This is a genomic window from Lentzea kristufekii (assembly GCF_033949925.1).
Lineage (GTDB): Bacteria > Actinomycetota > Actinomycetes > Mycobacteriales > Pseudonocardiaceae > Lentzea > Lentzea kristufekii.
On the sequence record NZ_JAXAVV010000007.1, the window covers coordinates 210911 to 234655 of the forward strand.

Below are 23745 nucleotides of genomic sequence, written 5' to 3' on the forward strand. Positions count from 1 at the left end.
CGCTCCTCCGCGGCGTCGATGGTCTGGAGCTGCTCGGCCCACGCCTGGAACGAGGTCGTCTTCGACGGGAGCGAACTGCCTTGATAGGCGGTGTCGAGGTCCTCCAGCAGAACGTTCCACGAGACGCCGTCCATCACCAGGTGATGAACGGTCAAGCCGAGCCACGCGGGCTGGTCGCCGCGGTCGAAGTAGACAGCGGCGAGAAGCGGGCCATCGGCCAACCGCAACGACTTCTGCGCCGCGGTCATCTCCGCAGTGACGTCATCCACAGCAACGACGCGGAGAACCTCGGCGGCATCAACACCGGCGTTGTGCTGGCCATCGGGCGTGAACCGGATGCGCAACGCGTCGTGGTGCGCGACAAGTGCGTCGAGCGCCCGCCCGAGCCGGCCAGGATCGGTGCCCGGTGCCAGCTCGAACATGCCCGACCAGTTCCAGTGGTCCCGGTCCGGGATGTCCTGGGCCAGGAACCAGTGCTGGATCGGTGTGAACGGAATCGGGCCGGTGACCACGCCCTGCTCGGCCGACGACTCCACCGGAGCGTCGCGCACGGCCATGGCGAGTTCGGCGATGGTCTGGTGGGCGAACACGTCCGCCACGTCCACACCCAGGCCGGCGGCACGAATCCGAGCCACGATCTGCAGACTCAGGATCGAGTCGCCACCCAGCTCGAAGAAGTTGTCCTGCACGCCGACACGGTCGACACGGAGCACACCGCTCCACACCGCCGCGAGGGTCTCCTCCGCAGCGGTCCGGGGCGCGACGTAGGCCTCGCCCGTCGTCTCCGGCTCGGGGTCCGGCAGACCTCGCCGGTCCACCTTCCCGTTCGGCGTCAGCGGAAGGCGATCCAACGCCACGAACACCGACGGGACGAGGTAGTCCGGCACCCGCTCGCGCAACCACGACCGCAACGCCGAACCACTGAACTCACCCTCCGCCACGACGTACGCGACAAGACGCTTGCCACCGTGAGGCCCACCTTCACGAGCCACCACAACGACATCACGCACGTCCGGGTGGTCACCGAGGACGACCTCGACCTCACCGGGCTCGACCCGGTAACCACGGATCTTCACCTGCTCGTCGACACGACCCAGGAACTCGATCGTCCCGTCCGCACGCCACCGAGCCCGGTCACCGGTCCGGTACAACCGCTCACCAGAACCCGTGAACACATCGGGGACGAACCTCTCGGCCGTCAGGTCAGGCCGGCCCACATACCCCTGGGCCACACCGGAACCACCGACCAGCAACTCACCCGGAACGCCCACCGGCGCCGGTCGCAACGACCCGTCCACCACGAAGGCCCGGGCCCCCGCCAACGGCGTGCCGATCGGCACCACAGCGGCAGGATGGTCGTCGGTCACGGCGTGGAAGATCGAGTCGATCGCCGCCTCGGTCACGCCGAACACGTTGCCCGGAACGGCATTCGGCGCCACCTCGCGCACAGCGGCCGTCAACGCGTCATGCGTCCACATGTCCGTACCGGAGATCACCAGACGAAGGCTCTCCACCGGCCCAGCCGTCCGGCTGAACGCCGCCAGGTCACGCAACAACATGCCGGGCACGATCTCCGCGACCTCGACGTCGTGGTCGATCAGAGTGCGGTGCAACGACTCCACCGTCACGTGCTCGTCGTGCGGCAGGAACACGACGCGCTGTCCGAACGCCAACGCCCGAGTCATGTCCCCGATCGACACGTCGAACCCAGGGCCCGACATCGACAACACCGTGCCCGGACCGCCCAGCGCACGCAGCCCGTCACGCCACCCGGCCACGTACGACGACAACGCGGCGTGCGTCACCGCCACACCCTTCGGACGGCCCGTCGAACCCGACGTGTAAGCGATGTACGCCAACGAGTTCGGGTCGACCGGAGCAAGCTCGCCGACGACCGCGGACTCGTCGTCCACCAGCAGCACTTCCCCGGCGAAACCGTCCAGAGCCGACGTCGTGACGGCCGCGACCACACCGGCATCGGCCAGCAGGAACGCCAGCCGTTCAGCGGGAAGCCCAGGATTGATCGGCACGTACACGCCGCCAGAGCGCAACACGCCCTGGAACGCCACCGCCAGCTCAAGACCACGCGGCACCAGCACGGCGACCGGTGATCCCACCGTGACACCAGCGCGGCGCAGACGCGTGGCAAGGGCATCGGCTCGGGCGTTGAGCTCGGCGAACGTCAGCTGCTCATCGCCGCACACCACGGCGACCTCGGACGACACCCGACCGGCGATCAGGTCCGGCACCGGCGGCTCGGCGGAGGGCACAGGGGTCGCGCCCCACGCCACCAACTCCGCGGCCTGGCCGGGACGCTGCACCGGCACGTCCCGGACGGCCAGGTCCGGCCGCTCCGCCACCGCGGTCAGCACGACGGCGAGCTGGTCGAGGATCCGCTCGACCGTGACCGCGTCGAACGCGGCCGTCGAGAACTCCGCCTCGACGCGCAGCGTGCGCTCCAGGTCGACGGCGAAGGTGAGCGGGTAGTTGCCCTGCTCCACCGAGTCGGCGGCCTGCACCCCACCCAGGTCCTCCGGCAGCTCCTCCTGCGGGTAGTTGCCGAAGACCACGATGGAGTCGAACAACGCCCGGCCGTGCGGCACGGAAGACCACCGCTGCACGTCCACCAACGGCGTGAACTCGAACCGCTGCAGCGCAACCTGGTTGTCCTGCAACCTCGGCAGCCACGCGGCGAACGTCGTGTCCGCCGGCACCTCGGCCCGGACCGGCAGCGTGTTGATGAACAACCCGACCATCGACTCGACCCCGGCCAGGTCGGCCGGACGGCCGGAGACGGTCAGGCCGAAGATCACGTCGTCGTCACCCGAGTACGTCGACAGCAGCAGTGCCCACGCCGCCTGGACGACCGTCGACAACGTCACGCGCTCGCGGCGGGCCAGCTCGACCAGCCTGCCCGTGACGGTCTCGTCCAGGCGCAGGCGACGCCGGTCCTGGTCGTAGTGGTTCGCGGCCGGCCGATCGGCCGGAAGTGCCGTGGGAGCCTCGAAACCGCCCAGGTACTCGCGCCAGAACCCTTCGGACTCGGCCGGGTCGCGCCGGCCCAGCCACGCGATGAAGTCCCGGTAGGACCGCACCGGCTCCAGCGTCCGGCCCTGGTAGAGGGCGGACACCTCGTCCATGACGACGGGCAGGCTCCACCCGTCGCACAAACCCTGGTACAGCCCCCACACCAGCCACAACCGGCTCTCGCCGCGGTCCACCAGGTACAGGCGGGTCAGCGGCGGCGCGGCGAGGTCGAAGCCCAGCGCGCGATCCTCGTCCAGGAGCACCCGCAGGCGTTCCTGCTGCTCGGCGTCGCCGAGCCGAGACCAGTCCCGTCGCTCGAGCGGAACGTCCACATCGGCCAGCACGACCTGCACCGGTTCGCTGACGCCCTCCCACACGAACCCGCTGCGCAACGCGGCATGCCGGGAGATCACCGAACGCCAAGCCTCGGCCAATCGGTCGGCGTCGATCGGCCCCGTCAGGTCGTAGACCCCCTGGCCCCAGTAGAGCCCGTCGACAGGAGAACCCGCGACACCGAACAACATGCCCGACTGCACCGGCGCCAGCCGATGCACGTCCACCAGCGGGTAACGCTCCGAAAGCCCGTCGACCTCCGGCTGGGTCAGCGACGCCAGCGGGAAGTCCGACGGCGTGAAGCCCGATGCCCCGGATCGGCAGTGCGCCACCAGTGCGCGCAACGCCTCGACGTAGCGCGCGGCGACACGTTCGACGGTGGCCATGTCGTGCAGGTTGTGGCTGAAGTGCCAGTCGACCTGCAGGCGTCCGTCCGCGTCCTGTTCCGCCTCGATCTGCAGGACGTGCGAACGCGTCCCGCCCGGTCCCTCGCTCGGACCGGCCAGCTCGGCGGGCAGTTCCCGGCGGATCAGCCCCAGCGAGTCGACGGCGTCGAACGCACCCAGGTAGTTGAACAGCACCGGACGCTCCGGCACATCGGCCAGATCTCCGTGCAGCCAGCGCAACGCGCCGTAGCCGACACCGCGGCGCGGCACGGCCCGCAGCTCCTCCTTGACGGCCTTGATCGCCGCCGCCGGATCGCTCTCGTGCGTGAGCCGCACCGGGAAGATCGAGGTGAAGTACCCGACGGTGCGCGACAGGTCCACGCCGTCCGCCACCGCCTCGCGGCCGTGGCTCTCCAGGTCCACCGTGACGTGGCCGGTACCCGTCCACTCCCCCAGTGCCTGGGCGAGAGCGGCCAGCAGCAGGTCGTTGGCCTGGGTGCGGTAGGCGCGGTGGGCGTCGCCCAGCAGCGCGGCGGTGGTGCCGGCGTCCAGCCACGACCGGACGACACCGGCCGAGGTCTCGGTGTTGGGGCCGTCCTGGTCCTGCGGCACCGCCACGACGTCCGCGGTCTGGGCCAGCCAGGTCTCCCGCTCGCCCTGAGCGTTCAAGTCCTGCAACACCTCGGCCCACTGCTGGAACGAAGTCGTCTTCGGCCCGAGCTCCCGGCCCGCGTAGACCGCGTCGAGGTCTTCCAGCACCACGTTCCACGACACCCCGTCCATCACGAGGTGGTGCACGGTCAGGCCGAGCCACGCGGGCTGATCACCGCGGTCGAAGAACACGGCGGCCACCAGCGGGCCATCGGCCAGGCGCAACGACGTCTGCGCGACGGTCATCTCCGCGACCACGGCCTCGTCGCCCTCCACCACCCGCAACAACGCGCTGCCGTCGACCGGCGCCTGGTACTGGCTTTCCGGCGTGAAACGGATGCGCAGCGCGTCGTGATGAGCGACCAGGACGCCGAGTGCCCGCCCCAGCCTTTCCGGGTCGGTGCCCGGCGCCAGCTCGAACATGCCCGACCAGTTCCAGTGGTCCCGGTCCGGGATGTCCTGGGCCAGGAACCAGTGCTGGATCGGCGTCAACGGCACAGGTCCGGTGACGACGCCCTGCTCGGCCAGCGTCACCGCCGGCGTGTCCCGCACGACGGCGGCCAGTGCGGCGACGGTCTGGTGGGCGAACACGTCCGCCACGTCCACACCCAGACCAGCAGCACGGGTACGGGCCACGATCTGCAGACTCAGGATCGAGTCGCCGCCCAGCTCGAAGAAGTTGTCGTGCACACCGACACGGTCGACACCGAGCACACCGCTCCACACCGCCGCGAGGGTCTCCTCGGCAGCGGTCCGGGGCGCGACGTAGGCCTCGCCCGTCGTCTCCGGCTCGGGCTCGGGCAGACCGCGCCGGTCCACCTTCCCGTTCGGCGTCAGCGGAAGGCGATCCAACGCCACGAACACCGACGGCACCAGGTAATCCGGCACGCGCTCGCGCAACCACGACCGCAACGCCGAACCACTGAATGCGCCCTCTGCGACGACGTAGGCGACGAGCCGCTTGCCACCGTGCGGACCACCATCTCGCGCCACCACAACGACATCACGCACATCCGGGTGGTCGCCGATGACGACCTCGACCTCACCCGGTTCGACGCGATAACCACGGATCTTGACCTGCTCGTCGACACGACCCAGGAACTCGATCGTCCCGTCCGCACGCCACCGAGCCCGGTCACCAGTGCGGTAGAGCCGGCCACCGGCCGCGCCGAACACGTCCGGCACGAACCGCGCCGAGGTCAGGTCCGGACGTCCCAGGTAGCCGCGCGCCACACCGGCGCCACCGACCAGCAACTCACCCGGAACACCGACGGGAACAGGCCGCAGCGCGGAGTCGACGACGATCGCGCGGGCACCGGCCAGCGGAGTGCCGATGGGCACCACGGCTGCCGGGTGGTCCTCCGTCACGGCGTGGAAGATCGAGTCGATCGCCGCCTCGGTCACGCCGAACACGTTGCCCGGCACCGCGTTCGGCGCCACCTCTGCCACCGCCGAAGTCAACGCGTCATGCGTCCACATGTCCGTACCCGAGATCACCAGTCGCAACGACTCGACCGGCCCGGCGACCCGGCACTGTGCCGCCAGATCCCGCAGGAGCATGCCGGGAACGATCTCGGCGACCTCGATCCGGTGCTCCACCAACGTCGCGTGCAGCGACTCCACCGACACGTGCTCGTCGTGCGGCAGGAACACCACGCGCTGACCGAACGCCAAAGCCCGCGTCATGTCACCGATCGACACGTCGAACCCGGGCCCGGACATCGACAACACCGCGCCAGGTCCGCCCAACGCGGCCAGCCCGCCACGCCACCCGGCCACATAGGACGACAGCGCGGCGTGCGTGACCGCAACGCCCTTGGGCCGTCCTGTGGAGCCCGACGTGTAAGCGATGTACGCCAAGGAGTTCGGGTCGACCGGAGCGAGCTCGCCGACGACCGCGGACTCGTCGTCCACCAACAGCACTTCACCGGCGAACCCGGCCAGCTCAGCCGCCAGCGCCGCGGTCGTGACCGCCACGCCCGCACCGGCATGGGCCAGCAGGAACGCGAGTCGCTCGGCGGGCAGCCCCGGGTTGATCGGCACGTACACGCCACCGGAGCGCAGCACGCCCTGGAACGCCACGGCCAGCTCAAGACCACGCGGCACCAGCACGGCCACCGGCGACTCCACCGTCACACCGGCCCGCTGGAGCCGGACGGCGAGACCATCGGCCTGAGCACCCAGCTCGGCGAACGTCAGCCGTGCGTCGCCGCACACCACGGCAACGGCGTCGGTGTCCGTCCAGCTGTGGATCAGCTCGGGCACGGACGGCTCGGTGGCCGGGACGGGGGTCTCGCCCCACGCCACCAGTTCCGCGGCCTGCTCCGGCCGCTGCAACGGCACGTCCGCGACGGCCAGCGAAGGCCGTTCCGCGATGGCGGTGAGCACGACCACCAGCTGGTCGAGGACGCGTTCGACCGTCACGGCGTCGAAGGCGGCCGTGGAGAACTCGGCCTCGATGCGCAGCGTGCGCTCCAGGTCGACCGCGAAGGTCAGCGGGTAGTTGCCCTGCTCGACCGAGTCGACGGAGGCGTACCCGTCCGGGATCTCGGCGGGGTCGTCCGGCAGTTCCCGGTGGGGGTAGTTGCCGAACACCACGATGGAGTCGAACAACGCGCGGCCACCCGGAACAGCCGACCAGCGCTGCACGTCCACCAGCGGCGTGTACTCGAACCGCTGCACCGCGACCTGGTTGTCCCGCAGCTCGCGCAGCCACGACGTGAACGGCACGTCCGCGGGCACGACGGCCCGCACCGGCAGCGTGTTGATGAACAGGCCGACGATCGACTCCACGCCGGCCAGATCAGCCGGCCGGCCGGACACGGTGAGCCCGAACAGCACGTCGTCCTCGCCGGACGACGCGGACAGGACCTTGGCCCACGCCGCCTGCACCACCGTCGACAGCGTCACGCGTTCCCTGCGCGCCAGCTCCACCAGCTTCGTGGTGACACGCTCGTCCAGCGTCGTCCTGCGTCGGTCCTGCGCGTAGTGGCTGGTGGCCAGCCGGTCCACCGGCAACGGCGTGGGCGCCTCGAACCCGTCCAGCGCCCTGCGCCAGAACGACTCCGACTCGTCCGGATCACGCCCGTCCAGCCACGAGATGAACTCGCGGTACGACCGCACCGGAGCCAGCGGCGAGCCGTCATAGGCGGCCAGCACCTCGTCCATGACCACGGGCAGGCTCCACCCGTCGCACAGACCCTGGTACAGCCCCCACACCAGCCACAACCGGCCCTCGCCGCGATCGACCAGGTAGAGCCGCATCAACGGCGGCGCCGCCAGGTCGAAGCCCAGCGCGCGGTCCTCCTCCAGCAGTTCCCGCAGCCGCGCCTGCTGGGCGTCCCCGTCGAGACCCGACCAGTCACGCACCCGGAGCGGGACGTCCACATCGGACAGCACGACCTGCACCGGCTCGCTGACGCCCTCCCAGACGAACCCGCTGCGCAACGCGGCATGCCGGGAGATCACCGAATGCCAGGCACCGGCCAGCCGTTCGGCGTCGATCGGACCGGCCAGGTCGTAGACGCTCTGCCCCCAGTAGAGACCGTCGACAGGCGAACCCACGACACCGAACAACATGCCCGACTGCACCGGCGCCAACCGGTACACGTCCACCAGCGGATAACGCTCGGCAAGCCCGTCGACCTCGTATTGCGTCAACGACGCCAACGGGAAGTCCGACGGGGTGAAGCCCGTGACACCTGTCCTGCAATGCGCCACCAGTGCGCGCAACGCCTCGACGTAGTGGACGGCGACCCGTTCCACGGTCTCGGAGAGGTGCAGGTCGGTGCTGTGCAGCCAGTCGATCCGCAGCCGCCCGTCCTCCGCGCGGACCACTTCGAGCTGCAACGGGTAGGACCGCGTCCCGCCAGGCCCCTGCATCGGGCCGGCCAGCTCGGCGGGAAGCTCGCGGCGGATCAGCCCGGCCGAGTCCACCGCGTCGAACGCGCCCAGGTAGTTGAACAACACCGGACGCTCCGGCGCACCGGCCAGCTCGCCCTGTGCCCACCGCAGCACGCCGTAGCCGACACCGCGGCGCGGTACCGCCCGCAGCTGTTCCTTGACGGCCTTCACCGTGGCGCCGACACCCTCGTACCGGCTCAGCCGCACGGGGAAGATCGACGTGAACCACCCGACGGTGCGCGACAGGTCCAGGCCCTCACGGCCGTGGCTCTCCAGGTCGACCGTGACGTGGTCGGTGCCCGCCCACTCCCCCAGGACGTTCGCCAGTGCTGCGAGCAGCAGGTCGTTGGCCTGCGTCCGATAAGCCTTGTGCGCCTCGCCGAACAGCGCGGCGGTCGTGTCCGCGTCCAGCCAGGTGCGCACCACGGCGCCGGACGCCTCGGTGTTCGGGCCGTCGCCGTCGGCGGGGAGCGCGACCACGTCCGACGTCGCCGCCGCCCAGTGCTCCCGCTCGCCGCCGGCCTCCAGCTCCAGCAGGTGCTCGGCCCACTGCTGGAACGAGGTCGTCTTGGGCCCCAACGCCTCCGAGCGGTACGCGGTGCCGAGGTCCTCCAGCAGGACGTTCCACGAGACGCCGTCCATCACCAGGTGGTGCACGGTCAGGCCGAGCCACGCGGGTTGATCACCGCGATCGAAGTAGACGGCGGCCACGAGCGGGCCGTCCGCCAGGCGCAACGACTTCTGCGCCGCGGTCATCTCCGCGACCACGGTCTCGTCGCCCTCGACGACGCGCAGGAACCCACCGATCTCGACCGGCGCGTTGTGCTGGCCGTCCTGACCGAACCGGATCCGCAGCGCGTCGTGGTGCGCGACGAGGACGTCGAGCGCCTGACCCAGCCGGACCGGATCGGTGCCGGGCGCCAGTTCGAAGACACCCGACCAGTTCCAGTGGTCACGATCAGGGATGTCCTGCACCAGGAACCACCGCTGGATCGGCGTCAACGGCACAGGCCCGGTGACGACTCCCTGCTCCGCCAGCGAGACCGCGGGCGTCTCCCGCACCACGAGCGCGAGTTCGGCGATGGTCTGGTGGGCGAACACGTCCGCCACGTCCACACCCAGACCAGCGGCACGGGTACGCGCCACGATCTGCAGACTCAGGATCGAGTCTCCGCCCAACTCGAAGAAGTTGTCGTGCACGCCAAGGCGTTCGACACCGAGCACGCCACTCCACACCGCGGAGAGGGTCTCCTCGACGGCGGTCCGGGGCGCGACATAGGTCTCGGCGACCGCCTCCAGCTCCGGCTCGGGCAGACCACGCCGGTCCACCTTCCCGTTCGGCGTCAGTGGAAGGCGATCCCACGCCACGAACACCGACGGCACCAGGTAGTCCGGCACCCGCTCGCGCAACCACGACCGCAGCACCGAACCGCTGAACTCACCCTCCGCCACGACGTACGCAACGAGCCGCTTGCCGCCGTGCGGGCCGCCATCCCTGGCCACCACGACGACATCACGCACGCCTGGGTGATCACCGAGGACCACCTCGACCTCACCGGGCTCGACCCGGTAGCCGCGGATCTTGACCTGCTCGTCGACACGACCCAGGAACTCGATCGTCCCGTCCGCACGCCACCGAGCCCGGTCACCAGTGCGGTACAACCGCCCGCCGGAACCACCGAACACGTCGGGAACGAACCGCTCCGAGGTCAGGTCAGGCCGTCCCACATAGCCCTGGGCCACACCGGAACCACCGACCAGCAACTCACCCGGAACACCCACCGGCGCCGGCCGCATCCTGCTGTCCACGACGACGGCACGGGCACCGGCCAGCGGCGTGCCGATCGGCACGACCGCGGCGGGATGGTCCTCGCCGACCGGGTGGAAGATCGAGTCGATGGCCGCCTCGGTCACACCGAACACGTTGCCCGGCACCGCGTTCGGCGCCACCTCCGCCACCGCCGAAGTCAACGCGTCATGCGTCCACATGTCGGTGCCGGAGATCACCAGTCGCAGCGACTTGACCGGCCCGGCCTCCCGGCAGTGAGCGGCCAGGTCGCGCAACAGCATGCCCGGCACGATCTCCGCGACCTCGACCTCGTGGTCCACCAAGGTCTCGCGCAGCGACTCCACCGTCACGTGCTCGTCGTGCGGCAGGAACACCACCGTCTGCCCAAACGCCAGCGCCCGCGTCATGTCACCGATCGACACGTCGAACCCAGGGCCCGACATGGACAGCACCGTGCCAGGGCCGCCCAGATCAGCGAGCCCTTCCCGCCATCCAGCCACGTAGGACGACAACGCGCCGTGGGACACCGCCACGCCCTTGGGCCGTCCGGTCGACCCTGACGTGTAAGCGATGTACGCCAACGCGTCGGGATCGATGCGCACCGGCAGGGCGCCGAATCCCGGAGAGTCCTCGTCCAGCACCAGCACTTCGGCGAGCCCGGCCACCTCACCGGCCAGCGCCGGAGTCGTGACCGCGACCGTCGCGCCGGCGTCGGCCAGCAGGAACGCCAGCCGTTCCGCGGGAAGCCCGGGGTTGACCGGCACGTAGACGCCACCGGAGCGGAGCACGCCCTGGAAGGCGACGGCGAGGTCGATCCCGCGCGGCACCAGCACCGCGACCCGCGAGCCCACTCCCACTCCGGCGTTCTGAAGCCGGCCGGCCAGTGCGTCGGCCCGGAAACCCAGCTCCGCGAACGTCAGGCTCTCCGCACCGCAGACCACCGCGACCTCGGGAGAGATCCGCGCCCAGTCGTCGATCAGGTCCGGCACCGGCCGCTCGGTGGCGGGCTCGGGGGTCTCGCCCCACGCCACCAGCGCCGCCGCCTGCTCCGGGCGCTGCAGGGGCACGTCCTGCACGGCCAGGTCCGGCCGCTCGGTCACCGCCGTCAGCACGACCACCAGCTGGTCGAGGATCCGTTCGACCGTCGACGCGTCGAACGCGGCGGTGGAGAACTCGGCCTCGATCCTGAGCTCGGCCTCCACGTCGACCGCGAAGGTGAGCGGGTAGTTGCCCTGCTCCACCGAGTCGAGCAACGGCGACAGCTCGAAGTCGGCGACGCGGCTCCGGCCGCCGGGGTAGTTGCGCAGCACCACGATGCTGTCGAACAACGCACGGCCACCGGGCACGGACGACCAGCGCTGCGCGTCGACCAGCGGCGTGTACTCGAACCGCTGCACCGCGACCTGGTTGTCCCGCAGCTCGCGCAGCCACGACGTGAACGGCACGTCCGCGGGCACGACCGTCCGGACCGGCAGCGTGTTGATGAACAGGCCCACGGTCGACTCCACCCCGGCCAGTTCGGCGGGGCGGCCCGACACGGTCAGGCCGAACACCACCTCGTCCTCACCCGAGCTGGCCGACAGCACCTTGGCCCACGCGGCCTGCACCAGCGCGGACAACGTCACGCGTTCCCGGCGGGCCAGGCCGACCAGGGCGGCGGTCACGCTCGCGTCGAGGTGCGTGCGCCGCCGGTCCTGCGCGTAGTGGCTGGTGGCCAAGCGGTCCACCGGCAACGGCGTCGGTGCCTCGAAGCCGTCCAAACAGGACCGCCAGAAGCCCTCGGCCTCGCCGGGGTCGCGCCCGTCCAGCCACGAGATGAACTCGCGGTACGACCGCACCGGAGCCAGCGGCGAGCCCTCGTAGGCGGCCAGCACCTCGTCCATGACGACGGGCAGGCTCCACCCGTCGCACAGACCCTGGTACAGCCCCCAGACGAGCCAGTGCTGCCCGAGACCCCGGTCGACGAGGTACAGACGCGTCAGCGGCGGCGCGGCGAGGTCGAACCCGAGCGCGCGGTCCTCCTCCAGCAGTTCCCGCAACCGGGCCTGCTGGGCGTCCCCGTCGAGACCCGACCAGTCACGCACCCGGAGCGGGACGTCCACATCGGACAGCACGACCTGCACCGGTTCGCTGACGCCCTCCCACACGAACCCGCTGCGCAACGCCGCCTGGCGCGCGATCACCGATCGCCAGGCGCCGGCGAGCCGGTCCGCGTCGACGGTGCCGGTGAGCTCGTAGATCCCCTGACCCCAGTAGAGCCCGTCCTCCGCCGGGGCGCCCACGACGCCGAACAACATGCCCGACTGCACGGGCGCCAACCGGTACACGTCCGCCAGGCCGGGGAACCGCGCCGCCAGCCGGTCGACCTCGTGCTGCGTCAGGGATGCCAGCGGGAAGTCCGACGGCGTGAGACCCGAGACGCCGGACCGGCAGTGCTCGACCACCGCCTCCAGCTCGCACTGATAAGCCCCGGCGAGCCGTTCGACGGTCGCGGCCTCGTGCAGGCCGGCGCTGTAGTGCCACTCGACCTGCAGCCTCCCGTCGGCGGTGCGGGTCACCTCGAGGTTCAGCACGTGGGACCGCGTGCCCTCGCCGGACGTCGCCGCGCCCCTCGATGCCGCGGGCAGTTCGCGGCGCAGCAGATCACCGGTGGCCGCGGCGGCTCCGAGGTAGTTGAACAGCACGGGGCGATCCGGCGCATCGGCGAGTTCTCCGTGCAACCACCGCAGTGCGCCGTAGCCGACACCTCGGCGCGGCACCGCCCTGAGCTGCTCCTTCACGGCTTTCACGGTCGTGCTGAGATCCTCGTGCCGGCACAGTTGAACAGGGAAGATCGACGTGAACCACCCGACCGTGCGCGACAGGTCGATGCCGTCGGCGATCGCCTCACGACCGTGGCTCTCCAAGTCGATGGTCAGCTCGTCGGTGCCCGCCCACGGACCGAGCGTGCGCACCAGCGCCGCCAGCAGCAGGTCGTTGCCCTGCGTGCGATAGGCCTTGTGCGCGTCGCCCAGCAACGCGGTGGTCGTCCCGGCGTCCAGCCACGTCGTGTGAACCCGCGCGGAACGTTCGTCGTTGAGCCCGTCGCGGTCGACCGGCAGCGCGACCACGCCGGACGTCGCCGCGGCCCAGTGGCCCCGTTCATCGCTGGGATCGAACGACTGGAGCTGCTCGGCCCACTGCTGGAACGAGGTCGTCTTGGGTGCCAACGGCTCCGACCGGTACGCGGTGCCGAGGTCCTCCAGCAGGACGTTCCACGAGACGCCGTCCATCACCAGGTGGTGGACGGCCAGTCCCAGCAACGGGGACAGATCGCCGCGGTCGAAGAAGACGGCCGCCACCAGCGGGCCATCGGCCAGCCGCAACGACTTCTGCGCCGCCGTCATCTCCGCGACCACGTCCGTGTCGCCTCCGACCACCCGGAGCAGGTCGGCGGCCTCGACGCCGGCGTTGTGCTGGCCGTCGGGCGAGAACCGGAGGCGCAGCGCGTCGTGGTGGGCGACCAGGACGTCGAGTGCTTCGGCGAGCCGGCCGGCGTCGGTGCCCGGTGCGAGCTCGAACACGCCCGACCAGTTCCAGTGGTCCCGGTTCTCGACGTCCTGCGCCAGGAACCAGTGCTGGATCGGCGTCAACGGCACCGGACCGGTGACCACGCCCTGCTCCGCCAGCGTCACCACGGGGCTGTCGCGCACCGCGACAGCCAGCTCGGCGACGGTCTGGCGGGACAGCACGTCGGCCACGCCGAGGCCCAGACCGGCGGCACGGGCACGCGCCACGATCTGCAGACCCAGGATCGAGTCGCCGCCCAGCTCGAAGAAGTTGTCGTGCACACCAACGCGTTCGACGCACAGGACCTGCGACCACACCGCCGCCAGGGCGTCCTCTGTGGACGTACGGGGTGCCTCGTACACCTCGCCCGTCTCCGGCTCGGGCTCGGGCAGACCTCGGCGGTCGACCTTGCCGTTCGGCGTCAGCGGCAACCGGTCCAGCGCCACGAACACCGACGGCACGAGGTAGTCCGGCACCCGCTCCCGCAGCCAAGACCGCAACGCCGAACCGCTGAACTCGCCTTCCGCGACGACGTACGCCACGAGCCGCTTGCCGCCGTGCGGACCGCCATCGCGAGCCACCACAACGACATCACGCACGTCCGGGTGGTCACCGAGGACGACCTCGACCTCGCCCGGCTCGACCCGGTAGCCGCGGATCTTCACCTGCTCGTCCACCCGGCCGAGGAACTCGAGCACACCGTCCGCCCGCCACCGCGCCCGGTCACCGGTGCGGTACAACCGACCGCCGGACCCACCGAACACGTCGGGCAGGAACCGTTCCGCGGTCAGGTCCGGACGACCCACGTAACCGCGGGCCAGACCGGCGCCGCCGACCAGCAGCTCACCTTCGACGCCCACCGGCACCGGCCGCAACGACCCGTCCACGACGAAGACACCGACGCCGGCCAGCGGTACGCCGACGGGGACCACCTCGCCCTCGTGCTCCGGCCGTTCCAGGACCGGGTGGAAGATCGAGTCGATCGCCGCCTCGGTCACGCCGAAGACGTTGCCCGGCACGGCATTGGGCGCCACGGCCGCGACGGCCGACACGAGTGCGTCGTACGTCCACATGTCCGTACCGGAGATGACCAGGCGCAACGACTCGACCGGACCCGCCTCCCGGCAGTGGGCGGCGAGATCGCGCAGGAGCATGCCGGGCACGATCTCGGCGACCTCGACCTCGTGGCCGGCCAGCGTCCGGTGCAGGGAGTCGACCGACACGACCTCGTCGTGCGGCAGGAACACCACGGTCTGCCCGAACGCCAGCGCCCGCGTCATGTCACCGATGGACACGTCGAACCCGGGGCCCGACATCGACAGCACGGTGCCGGCCCCGCCCAGCGGCGTGAGTGCCTCGCGCCAGCCGGCCACGTACGACGACAACGCGGCATGCGTCACCGCCACGCCCTTGGGCCGCCCGGTCGAGCCGGACGTGTAGGCCACGTACGCCATCGCGCCGGGCTCGACGCGCACCGGCGCCTCCTCGGCGGCCGGGGACTCCTCGCCGAACACCAGCACGGTGGCGAAGCCGCTCAGCTCACCGGCAAGCTCCGGCGTGGTCACCGCGGCGACCGCGCCGACGTCGGCCAGCAGGAACGCCAGCCGTTCCGCGGGAAGCCCGGGGTTGATCGGCACGTAGACGCCACCGCTGCGCAGCACGCCCTGGAAGGCGACCGCCAGGTCGAGCCCGCGCGGCACCAGCACCGCGACCGGCGACTCCGCGGTCACCCCGGCCCGCTGGAGCCGGGCGGCGAGCGCGTCGGCCCGCTCCCCCAGCTCGCGGAAGGTGAGCCGGTCCTGACCGCAGACGACAGCGGGCTGGTCGGGCCGGGTCCCGGCGTACCCCGCGATGAGGTCGGGGACGCTCGCGGCAATGCCTGGCGTGACTCCGGATCCCCATCGCCGCGTGAGACTCGGATCCACAGTGGACGAAGGGACCCCGCCGTCCACCGGCCCGCGTGCAAGCCGGTCGAGCACCTCCAGGAACCGCTGCTCGTGCAGCGCCAGTTCGGCGTCAGCGGCCACTCCGTCCTCGACGTCGACGTCGAGCCACGCCTGATCACCGCGAGACCAGCCGTAGGTGGTGACGGTGAGGTCGCGGACGGGACCGACCGCCAGGTTGCGGGGCACATCCGCGTGCACCTCGGGACCGAAGTCCCTCGGCCGGTTGAAGTCGACCACGTTGAGCGTGGGACCGAACCAGGCGCCGTTGCCGGTGACGCCGAGCAGCCGGGCCAGGTCCTCACCCCGGTACCGCGACCTGGTGCTGATCTCGGCCAGCCGCGCGGTGGTGGCGCCGGTCAGCTGCCGAACCGTCGTCGCGTCCGGCACGTGCAGGACCAGCGGTGCGACGCCTGCCAGTAGACCGGGAGTCGCGCGAGTCAGCGGACTGCGCCGGGAGGCCGTGGGGAGGCTGAACACCACGTCGTCGCGATCGGTCAGCTGCCGCTGGTAGGCGGCGAACGCCGAGACGAGGAAGTGCGGGACGCGCACACCCAGCTCGGCACAGCGATCGAGGACCGCGCCGCGCAATGCTGGGTCGACGGCGATCGTGCGCCGCCGGGACGGCCGCTGCCGGTCAGCACGCCGCTCGTCCTGCCTGCCCTGCACCGCGTCCGCGACCGAGTCGAGCCAGTACCGCTCGTCGACCGCCCGGTCGGCGGACCGCCGGTAGGCCTCGTCCTCGGCCACGACATCGGCCCAGGAACCGAAGTAGCGCGGCCGGTGCTCCCCGGAGCAGATCTCCGCGACGCGTTGCGTGAGCAGGTTGAACGAGAAGATGTCCGTGATGAGGTGGTGCGCCCGGTGGTACCACCAGTACTCGGCCTCGGCGACGCGCAGCAGCGCCCAGCGCCAGAGCGGCGCCGCACGGTGGTCGATCGGCCGGGCGCTGTCGGCGTGCATCCACGCCCGCGCCGCGTCCGCCGGATCGGCCGCACCACGAAGGTCCACCACCGGCATGACATCGCCGGGAAGGTCGTCGGCGAGCGCCTGCCAAGGCGCGCCGTCCGCGTGCTCACCGAAGTACAGGCGGTACGCGTCGGTCTCCTGGGCCGCGACACGAGCGCCTGCCCGCAGCAGCTCCTCGTCGACAGGCCCGCGGAGCACCACGTACTGCGCGGGGTTGAACTCCGGGGTGTCCCCGAGCAACTCCGCGGACAGCCACATGTCCACCTGCGCCGCCGTCAGCGAGTACCGAACGCCGGGCGCGCGCCGCTCAACCACTGAACTGCTCCTCTTTGCTGATTGCCCCGACACAACAGGACAGAGAGACCGCTGAAGTCACAGATACAGCGGGTGAAGGGGCCACTTTTGAAGTCCGGGCTCCTGGACTGTCACCGGGCATGACGATGCCGGCGGATCAGGTCGCGTTCTTGGGTGCGCACCGCGATATGCGGTTCATCAGCGCAACACCCGTGCGGGCAACGCGCTCGCTCGCGACTCGTACGTCAATTCTCGGACAACAGCCATGAAAACCCCCTTGCGTCATCCGCCCACACTGCTGAACGCGAGAAGCGCACGCGAAACAGCGGGTCGACGAAAGCACCCACCCCAAAGAAGCCCCCAGAGCCGCCGAAGCGACATCCGAAGATTAGCCAGGCCCACGACCTGCATGAATCCGCCGAACAGCCCAACTCGAAAAATTGAAACCTTCATCAATTCGCTTATACCCGAACGCCGAGCTCCCAGCACGTTGTCACGAGCCGCGATCACTCGGACACGTGCCGTGACCGAATTCTGTGCGACGCGTCACACGTGCCCTGAAGCGCCGCGCGTTACATCAAGATTTGGTAATTACCACGGATTCACGTCCGCCAATTGAGACGGCCGAAGACGAGGTGGTGGCGGATATCCGCCAATTATCCGGATTCGGAGCCATTCCGCAGCGCCGCGTCAGGCGACCTGGTATGGGCGCGGACGTGTGACACTTCCGGCTAAATCAATCGTCTACACGTTTCATCGGACGCCCACATGATTGCTGCCAATTGGAGCAATAGGCATAGGCGATCATGTCGATAGCATCGCCGTCGCGGTGGCCCCGTGGTCACCACGAGGGGAGCGATTCGGTGTTCACGATCGAGGGCGTGGCAGCGCGGACCGGCTTGGCCGTGCCGCTGGCGCGACGCCCGGTGGCGGTGGTCGCGGTGCTGTACGCGGCCCTGGTGTTCCCGTTCGCCGGGAACTACGGACTCTCGGCGGACGAGCTCTACTTCCGGATGCTGGGCGACGATCCGCGCTGGGGATACTTCGACCAGCCACCGCTCGCGCCGCTGCTGGCGAAGGCGGGCGCGGTGCTGTTCGGCGACACGGCATGGGGTGTCCGGACGCCGGCCCTGCTGTGCGGCCTGGCCGTCGTCGTGCTCGCCGCGCTGATCACCGCGGAACTGGGCGGCGGGCCACGCGCACAGGTGCTCGCGGCGGCCACCTCCGGCACGTCGGTGACCGTGCTCGTCGTGGCCCACTTCCTGCTGACCAACAGCCCGGACCTCGTCGCCTGGAGCGCGGTGGCGCTGTTCGCGTTGCGGGCGCTACTGCGCGGGGACGGCCGGTGGTGGCTGGCCGCCGGTGCCACGTGCGGAGTGGCGACCTACGCCAAGTACGTCGTACTTCTGCTGCCGGTGACGCTGGTGCTGGCGCTGCTCGTGGTGGGGCCGCGCCAGGAGTTGCGCAGCCGGTGGCTGTGGGCAGGCGCCGGGCTGACCCTGCTGATCGGCGCGCCGAACGTCATCTACCAGGCGGTCAACGGCTGGCCGCAACTCGTCATGGCGCGGACGCTGTCCGACGGCAACTGGACTGACGGGCTGATGTTCCCCCTCTACGTCGCGTTCCTCACGGGGCCGGCAGTGGCCCTCGTTCTGGTCACGGGCGTGGCAGGCCTGCTGCGGCGGCCGCAATGGCGACCGGCGCGGGCGCTGGGGGCGGCCTACCTCATCGGCACGGCGCTGGTGCTCGCCGTCTCGCCCAGCGGCATCGACTACACCGAGGGCTACCTGGTGCCGCTGGTCGCCGCGGGCTGGGTGATCGCGGACGAGTGGCTGACCCGCGGACGGTCGCGGTTGCCAGTGGCTGTCTCGGTGCTGTCGGTCTTCGCCGTGGTACAGGTGGCCGTGATCGTGCCGGTGCTGCCGGAGCGGATGTTCGCCCGGTTCCCGGCGACGAGTCTGACGACCGAGACCATCGGCTGGGATCGGATAGCCCGGCAGACCGCCGACGCCTACGCCGCACTGCCCGAAGGTGAACGGTCGCGCGCCGTGGTGCTGACGAAGAACTTCGGCGAGGCGGGCGCGCTGCACTGGATGCGCGACGACTATCCGCTCCCCCGGATCTACAGCGGGCACAACGAACTCTACTTCCGCGGATCGCCGCCCGAGAGCGCGGACGTCGTGATCGCGGTGGGGGTGGGCGAGGACCTGCTGGCGCGGGACTTCCGCGAGTGCTCCGTGGCGGCGCGCATCGACAACGGGCACTGGCTCGCGACCATGGAACAGGGCCGGGCCATCTCGGTGTGCCGCGAGCCGCGGGCGCCGTGGGCCGAGCTGTGGCCCGGCTACCGGCTGATCGGCCCCTACTAAGTCTGGCCTGAAGTCTGTCCGAAACCTCAGGGCCTCTCGTTGGTGGCTATGGGCGTCTGCAAGTACCACCAACTCTTGATCGAATCGCCGTCAACCACATCCAACCTGTTCGCTGTCCGCCGAACTCGATTCCGTTCCGGTAAGCCGGGTCGACGCTGTTGGCGGCAGGAAAGTGCCTGTTGATGTTGGGTTGGTGGTACTTGCAGACGCCATCAAAGCCAGGTGACGGCCCGGTTGGTGAGGAACGAACGGGTCCTCTGGCAACGTGCTCAGCCTGCGCCGAGTCTGATCCCAGGCGGCGACAACAGCACGACAACGTCGCCACAACAGCGCGCCGGTACTTCTTCCCTCGGCAGTCCACAACCGATGGAGGACATGGTGAAAGCCACACTGGCAACGGCGCTGGCAGGCTTGCTGGCGGCCGCGACGCTCATCGCGCCGGCCGTGAGCGCGACTCCGTTCCAACGCGACGTCTTCGTCCGGGACAACGTGAGCGACGTCGGCAACGAGCCCAGCACCGGCAGCATCTACTACAGCCCGGACATCAAGGTGTGCTCGACGCCGGTACCGTGCGCGGTGTCCCAGAACCCCGTCGTGGGCGTGAACAACTACGTCTTCGTCACGTTGAGACGCAAGCCGGGCGGCATCGGCACCGTGGACGGCAGCCTGCACCTGTACCGCAGCAACCTCGGCGGCGGCACGGCCTGGCCGGGCGGCTGGACCTACATCGGCACCGCGGGCTCCACCGTGCCGGTCAGCGGAACCACGGTCATGATCACCTGGCCGGGCTGGAACGTGCCCGGCCCCGCCCACTTCTGCCTGCTCGCCCGGTGGGTGTCGAACGCCGACCCGATGACGTTCGCCGAGGGCGCCAACACCCAGCAGAACGCGCAGCGGAACAACAACATCGCGTGGCGCAACGTCGACTCCGTGCGGGTACGCCCGTTCGAGCCCGTGCGCGTGCCGTACACGATCGGCAACCCCGAACGGACCGACGCCCGGCAGAACCTGGTTCTCGAGCAGCCCCGGCCGTTCGCCGGCACGATCACGTTCGACCTCGGCCAGGAGCTCACGGCGCGGTGGAAGGCCGCCGGCGGCAGGGCGACCGGCGTGAAGCAGGTGGGCGAGACGCAGTTCCAGGTCGTCGACCCCAAGGCCCGCTTCGACAACCTGACACTCAAGGCCGACGAACGCGTGCAGACCGCCCTGACGTTCGAGACCGCCGAGGAGACGGGACCGGCCGAGCTGCACGTGCGCCAGACCGACGCGCAGGGCACGGATCTCGGTGGGGCGCAATACCTCATCAACGAAAAGGACTGAGTATCAACCCCGGTGGGTCTGTCTCCGTTACTCGGAGACGGACCCACCGAAAGGGTTGTCAATGAGAACCATCATGGTGTTGTTGCTGCTTCTGCTCGGGATCGTGCCCGCGCACGGAGCAGCGGACTGCGAACCGCCGGACTGCCCGGTCGTCGTGGACGCGATCGACGGGCCCGTGCACGAGTCGGCGGACTCGTACACGGCGGCGCTGAAACTGCGCAACGGCCCGGCACAGCAGAACGTCGAGGTGGCCTACAGGTTCGTCGACGGCACCGCGAAGCAGGGTGAGGACTACCAGGCCGTGCCACGCGGAACGGTCACCGTCAAGGCGGGCGAAGGCCAGGCCGGTGTGCCTTACAAGGTGTTGCGCGTGACGGGCGAGCAGAAGACGTTCACCCTGGAGATCACCTCGGTGAAGCCGGGCCAGATCGGCAAGCGCGTCGCCGTGTTCACGATCGGCGGCAAGAGGTGAACAGCGTGACGGCCTGAGCCAGGTGCCGGGCAGCCTCGGTCCACCGCCCGCTCCGGCCCTCCAGGTCGGCGAACGTGTGGTGGGCCCGGGCCTGCTCGAACCCGTCCGGTGCCTGAGTCCTGGCCTCCAGGGCGGCGGTGAGGTGGTCACGGGCGGCGGCGAGGTCACCGAGCGCGAGTTCGGCGTCGGCCAGGTCGCGCAGGGTCGACGCCTCGCGGTGCCCGTCCCCCAGCGCCCGGCACACCACGAGCGCGGCGGTCAGGCATTCCCTTGCCCCCACGGGATCTCCGAGCGCGAGCCGGGTGACGCCGAGGCCGGTCAGCGCGTCCGCCTCGAAGCGGTCGTCGGTGATCTCGCGGCTGATCCGCAGCGCGTCGCCGAAGTAGCGCAGCGCCGGTGCCAGATCGGCGAGCCGGTGGAAGGCGTTGCCGAGCGACATCAGCGTCGCCGCCTCCAGCCGGAGGTTCTCCTTGGCGCGGAACGTCTCCAGTGCCGCGAACAACGGCTCGACGGCCAGTTCCGGCCGGCCCATCCGGACGTAGGTGTAGCCGAGGTTGCGCCGGGCCAGCGCCACACCCACCTCGTCGCCCGCGGCCCCGTGCACGTCCATCGCCGCGCGGTAGGAGTCCAGTGCGAGGTCGAACTCGCGCAGTTCGGAGTGCGCGTTGGCGATGTTGTTGTGCAGCCGTGCTTCTCCGCGCAGATCACCCGCCTCGCGCACCAGGGCGAGCGCCTGCCGTTGCACCACCATGGCTTCGGCGATGCGGGAGGTCATCTGCAACGCGATGCCCTGCCCCCGCAACATCTCCGCCTCGGCCCGCTGGTCGCCGAGTGCGCGGGCGGCCGCCACGGCGTGCTCGCACTGCTCGACCCGCGCCGCCCAGTTGCCGCGCGCCTCGAAGTAGCCCGTCAGCAGGTACGCCAGCTGCCACGTCTCGCGGTGCAGTCCCGACCGCGCGGCCAGCCGGATCATGTGCGACATGTTGTCGCGTTCGGCGTCGAGGCAGGCGAGCACCTCGACGCGGTCCGCGGGGAACGGCAGGTCGTCGCAGCGCGGCCGCGTCACCAGGTCGTGGCGCGGGTTGAGGACCTCCCCCGCCGCGTGGGCGATCGTGAGGTACCGGTCGAGCAGGCGCTCCACCCCGTCGCCGAGGTCGCCGCTCTGGCGGGCGAACAGCCGGATCAGGTCGTGCAGCGCGTACCGGCCGTTGCCCACCTCGCTGACGAGGTGCGAGGCGACGAGTTCGTCGAGGCCGGGGCCCATCGCGTCGGCGAGGTCGGCGGGGAAGCTCGCGCCGGGATGTTCGCCCAGCACCCGGAACAACCGCGCGGCCTGCGGGCTCAGGGTGCGGTGCGCGCTGGCGAACACGGTGCGGACCGTGCGGTCGTCGCCGTCGACCGACAGCACGTCCAGCGGGTCGTTGCGGGTCAGCTCGCGCACGAGGTCGGCGATCCGCCTGCCCGGCCGGATCGCGAGCCGCGCGGCCGCGATGCGCAGCGCGAGCGGCAGCCGTCCACAGTGGACCACCAGTTCCGCGGTCGCGCCGGGCTCGGCCTGCACCCTGGACGCGCCGAGGATGTCGGCGAACAGGTCGTGCGCCTCGGGTTCGCTCAGCAGGCCGAGGCTGATGGTGTGCACGGCGTGGCGCGTGCCGAGGGCCGAGAGCGTGTCGCGGCTCGTGATCAGCAACAGGTTCCCCTGGTCGCCGGGAACGAGGGGCAGCACGTCCCGCGCGTGGCGGACGTCGTCGAGCAGGATGAGCACTCGCTTGCCGTGCAACAACGTCCGGTACGTGGCGGACGGGTCGGCCGGCACCCGGTCCGCCGGAACGCCGAGGCTGTGCAGCATCTCGGTCAGCGCCTGGGTCGGCGTGAGCCGTTGCAGGTCGAGGAACACCTGCCCGTCCGGGAAGCGGTCGGCGACCCGGCGCGCCCACTCGACGGCGAACGTGGTCTTGCCGACCCCGGCGACACCGGAGACGACGACGATCGGCGGAAGACTTGCGAGAGAGGCGAACTCGGCGGCGCGACCGGTGAAGTGGCCCGCCCTGGCCGGCAGCTGGGCGGGTCTCGCGCTGTGCAGCGACGGATCGCGGCGGAGGATGGCGGTGTGCAGGGCGGTGATGTCCGGGCCGGGGTCGGCGCCGAGCTCGTCGGCGAGCCGATGTCTGAGTCTTCGGAACACCTCCAGTGCGTCGGTGTGCCGCCCGCCGAGGTGCAACGCCCGCATCAGCAGCCCGACGAGCCGCTCCCGCGTCGGATGGCCGACCACCAGCCGTTCCAGCTCCTCGACCGCGTTCTGCCGGTCGAGCCGCTCACCCCAGTACGTCTCCAGCGCGGCGATCCGCTGGTCCCGCAACCGGTCGATCTCCGCCCGGCCCCAGCCGAACAGCTCCGTGCCCGCCAGCGGCTCGCCCCGCCACAGGCTCAGGTCCCTGGTCCGTTCGAACGTCACCGCGTCGACGGACGCGTCGAGCTGGTAGCCACCGGGCTTGGTCATCAGCGCGCCCGGCAGGCCGCAGTCGGCGAGCGCCTGCCGCACCCGCGCGACATGGCTGTGCAACGACCGCACGGCCGTGCGCGGCGGGTCCTCACCCCACAGCACGTCCACGAGACGGTCGACGGGAACCGGTGTGCCCGCGCGCAGGGCCAGCACCGCGACGATGCTGCGCTGCCGGGCTCCGGTCAGCACCGCGAGGCCGTGCGGGCCGCACACCTCGACGGGCCCGAGAATCCTCAC

Annotated in this window: 5 protein-coding genes (1 of these 5 running past the window's edge); 3 read left to right on the forward strand and 2 right to left on the reverse strand. The window is 70.7% G+C overall.

Annotated elements, in window-relative coordinates; all coding sequences use genetic code 11:
- Window positions 1–16865: the 5' portion of a non-ribosomal peptide synthase/polyketide synthase gene (locus SK571_RS16715; RefSeq protein ID WP_319985005.1), read on the reverse strand. Its footprint begins 14017 nt before the window's first position; only the first 16865 of its 30882 coding nucleotides appear in the window; its start codon is at window positions 16863–16865; the stop codon falls past the left edge of the window.
- 842 nt (window positions 16866–17707) lie between these two features.
- Here SK571_RS16715 and SK571_RS16720 point away from each other — a divergent pair.
- The 3 genes from SK571_RS16720 (at window position 17708) to SK571_RS16730 (ending at window position 21005) form a co-directional block, all read left to right on the forward strand.
- Window positions 17708–19213: an ArnT family glycosyltransferase gene (locus tag SK571_RS16720; RefSeq protein WP_319985006.1), complete on the forward strand. Its 1506-nt coding sequence runs from the start codon at window positions 17708–17710 to the stop codon at window positions 19211–19213.
- 378 nt (window positions 19214–19591) lie between these two features.
- Window positions 19592–20533 (forward strand): hypothetical protein, encoded by a 942-nt coding sequence (locus SK571_RS16725; RefSeq protein WP_319985007.1) that lies wholly within the window; start codon window positions 19592–19594, stop codon window positions 20531–20533.
- A gap of 61 nt (window positions 20534–20594) precedes the next feature.
- On the forward strand, window positions 20595–21005 hold the full coding sequence (locus SK571_RS16730) for a Calx-beta domain-containing protein (protein ID WP_319985008.1): 411 nt from the start codon (window positions 20595–20597) through the stop codon (window positions 21003–21005).
- Here SK571_RS16730 and SK571_RS16735 read toward each other — a convergent pair.
- Window positions 20983–23745 carry an AfsR/SARP family transcriptional regulator gene (locus SK571_RS16735; protein ID WP_319985009.1) on the reverse strand — a complete coding sequence of 921 codons (2763 nt, stop codon included), beginning with the start codon at window positions 23743–23745 and terminating at the stop codon, window positions 20983–20985. The two genes, SK571_RS16730 and SK571_RS16735, sit on opposite strands and share 23 nt — an antisense overlap.

Excerpts from the sequence above, each read along its gene's own strand:
- SK571_RS16730 (WP_319985008.1), top strand. The coding sequence starts at position 20,595 with ATGAGAACCATCATGGTGTTGTTGCTGCTTCTGCTCGGGATCGTGCCC.